The sequence below is a fragment of the Reyranella sp. genome, from assembly GCF_050185545.1.
Taxonomy (GTDB): domain Bacteria; phylum Pseudomonadota; class Alphaproteobacteria; order Reyranellales; family Reyranellaceae; genus Reyranella.
Map to the genome: position 1 here is coordinate 7,096 of NZ_JBFWZI010000223.1, position 2,983 is coordinate 10,078.

Annotated in this window: 2 protein-coding genes; both read right to left on the reverse strand. The window is 71.1% G+C overall.

The features are described 5' to 3' along the window. On the reverse strand, window positions 1–1,636 hold a 1,636-nt coding region (locus AB7O82_RS33580), incomplete at its 3' end, for an AMP-binding protein (RefSeq protein ID WP_428621336.1). A gap of 174 nt (window positions 1,637–1,810) precedes the next feature. Next, on the reverse strand, window positions 1,811–2,983 hold a 1,173-nt coding region (locus AB7O82_RS33585; RefSeq protein ID WP_428621337.1), incomplete at its 5' end, for a hypothetical protein.

Below are 2,983 nucleotides of genomic sequence, written 5' to 3' on the forward strand. Positions count from 1 at the left end.
GCCGGCCGTTGAAGGCGGCGAGCAGGCGCTGCAGCGCCGGGCGCCATGCCGCGGAGCCGCCTGCCTCGGCGCACGCCGTCGCATCGAGCCAGAGCAGCGCGCCGAGGAACGGCCGGTCGGGAGCGGCGATCACCAGGTCGCGGACATAGGGCTGCAGCGCATCGATCAGCTGGCTGCGCAGCGTGGTGGCGCGCACCCAGGTGCCGGAGGCGAGCTTGAACTCCTCCGACAGCCGGCCGGCGAAGGCAATGCCGGCCAGCGGGTTGTCCTGATCGGCCCAGCGCGCCGCGTCACCGGTGCGGAAGAAGCCTTCGTCGTCGAACGCCGCGCGGGTCGCCTCGGCATCGCGCCAGTAGCCGGCCATGACCTGCGGGCCCTTTACGCGCAACTCGTAGCGGTCGCCTGCCGGCACCAGCTTGGCCGCGGCGCCGGGCGGTGGCAGGCCGAGCAGGCCCGAGCGATCGACGTTCCAGTAGACCATCAGCCCGACGCTGGTGGTTTCGGTCATTCCCCAGCCGCAGCCGAACGGCAGGCGCTCGCCGAGCTCGCCGACCGCCAGCGCCTGCAGCCGGTCGAAACTCTCTTGCGGCAGGAGCGCCCCGCCGTAGCCCAGCCCGCGCAGGTTCCTGAAGAATTTTTGCCGCAGGTCGGCGTCGCGTTCGAGCGCCTCGAGCAGCATTGGATAGGCCGCCGGCACGGTGGCGAAGCCCGACGGCGAGAGCTCGCGCAGGTTCTCCAGCGTCTCGTCGAAGCGGCCCGGCAGCGGCCGGCCGCCATCGATATAGAGCGAGCTCGCAGATCGGATGGCGCCGTTGAAGTTGGAATTGCCGCCCCAGGTGTGGTGCCACGGCAGCCAATCGAGCGAGATGCCGACCCGGTTCTCGTCGAGCGGCTCGCCGAGCGCGCGGTTCATCTCGACAGCGGCGGCGAGGTTGCCGTGGGTGTTCACCGCGCCCTTGGGCGGCCCGGACGAGCCTGACGTGAACAGGATCTTGGCCGGCGTGTCGGGCCCGAGATGAAGCCGCCGCTCGGCGACCGCGGCGTCGATCGAGGCATTGGCGAGGGCGGCGAAGGCGAGCCCCCTTCCGTCATCGTAGCGGCCATCGACCGTGACCACGCGCGCGCCGCGCGCCGCCGCCCGCGCAAGGGCGGCGCCGTAAATCCTGGAATCCTGCGCGAACACCAGCGCCGGCTCGACCAGCGCCAGCGCCTGCTCCAGTCGCGCCGGATCGGCCGAGCGCGACAGGCCGGGCGACAGCGGCGCCAGCAGCGCGCCGGCGCGCAGCGCGCCCAGCATCAGCAGGCCCTGCTCAAGGCTGTTGTCCGACAGGATGGCGATCGGCGCGCCGCCCGGCCCGAAGCCCAGGGCGATCAGCCACGAGGCGACGGCGCCGCTCCTCGCCCACGCCTCGGCATAGGTGAGCCGCTGCCAGGCCCGGCCGGGCCCGCGACGCTCGGCGAGGAAGGTGACCTCGGGCCGGCGCAGGGCGGCGCGCTGCAGCAGGTCGATGACCAGCGGCAGGTCGGTCGGCAATTCGCGTCCCGCGGTCAGCACGAGTGTGCCATCCGCCCGCCGCTCGACCGACACCGCCGGCCTGGGCCGATTCAGCACGCGCATGGGGGCGACGTGACTCACCCGCTCGATCCCTCCCGAACCCTCTCAGCCCCTGCCCGTTCGCTGCGGGACTCGTTGGGCTCAAGCTGCCGGGATTGCCGTCGCCGCGCAAGGCTGCTCATTCTCTTCCGGACCGCGGCATTCATTTGCGCCGCTCATGATCACGAGCGGGCGGGACGCCCGCGGTCCGCAAGACTAAGACCCGATCAGCCGCTTCTTCAGCTCGCCGGCAATCAGCTCGTTGCTGAAGGCGTTGGGATGACCGTCGTGCGGAATGAGGATCTTCGAGACGTCGTACATCCAGGTCAGGCGGTCGACGGCGAGCAGCGGCATGCCCTGGCGGCGCAGCCGGCTCAGCACCGAGACCAGCTCGGGCTGGCTCATTCCCGCGCCGGCCCAGGAACCGGCGTTGGCGTGCTCGTCGGGCCAGGAATAGACTACGATCAGCGGCGCGTTGAACTTCTCGCGCGCATAGTGCTGCAGGCGGGCCATGATCGCCACGAACAGCTCCATCTGCTCGTCCTGGCGCTGCTTGCGTCCGATCGCGTCGACGAAGGCGAACTGCTCGCCCAGCAGGTAGCGCGCGCCGGCGATCGGATTGAGCAGGCGGTATTCGTTGAACGAGCCGGTATGGCGCGGCACCCCGTTCTCCAGCACATAGCGCGGCGAGGAGCCGAGCCACGAGCCGTCGCCGGTAACACGGGCGAGCTGGGCCGGAATGATCCAGGTCACCACCGCCCTGACGGGGTTCTTGGCGTAGCGGTCGAGCAGGCCGCTGTCGAACAGACGCAGCAGGTGGTTGGGGCCATAGCCCGGCACGCCGAGATTGACCGCGCGCACCTTGAAGTTGCTGGCCTTGGCGAACTGCGCCGCCAGCGCCTCCTCGTCGAGCAGGCCCTGACCGAAGATGAAGGAATCGCCCAGGAACAGGTAGGTATCGGCATCGGCCGGTGCCGGCGGCGTCACCCGCGCCGCCTCGGCGTCGAAGTGATAGGTGCGGCGGTAGATCATCTCGCCGTTCCAGGTCGCGGTCGCGATCGCCTCGGAATTGGGCAGCGGCCGGAAGCCCATGATCGGATCGGGCTGAGGCCACCAGCGCGGCTCGGTCTTGCGCACCAGCCCCTGGCCCATCGGCGCCGGCGTCAGCAGCCCGGCGAAGGCGTCGAGCAGGGCGAGGCCCAAAGCCATCGCCCCCACCAGCAGGGCGCCGCTGCGCCAGCGGTTGCCGCGGAACAGCACGACCCCGGTCAGGCCGAGCACGGCCGCCACCAGGCAGGTCCACACCGCTGACGGCAGCAGCATGGCGGCTGCCGCGAGCAGGCCGGCCATCGCGGCCGCAAGCCAGAGATTTCGACCGACGCCGGCCAT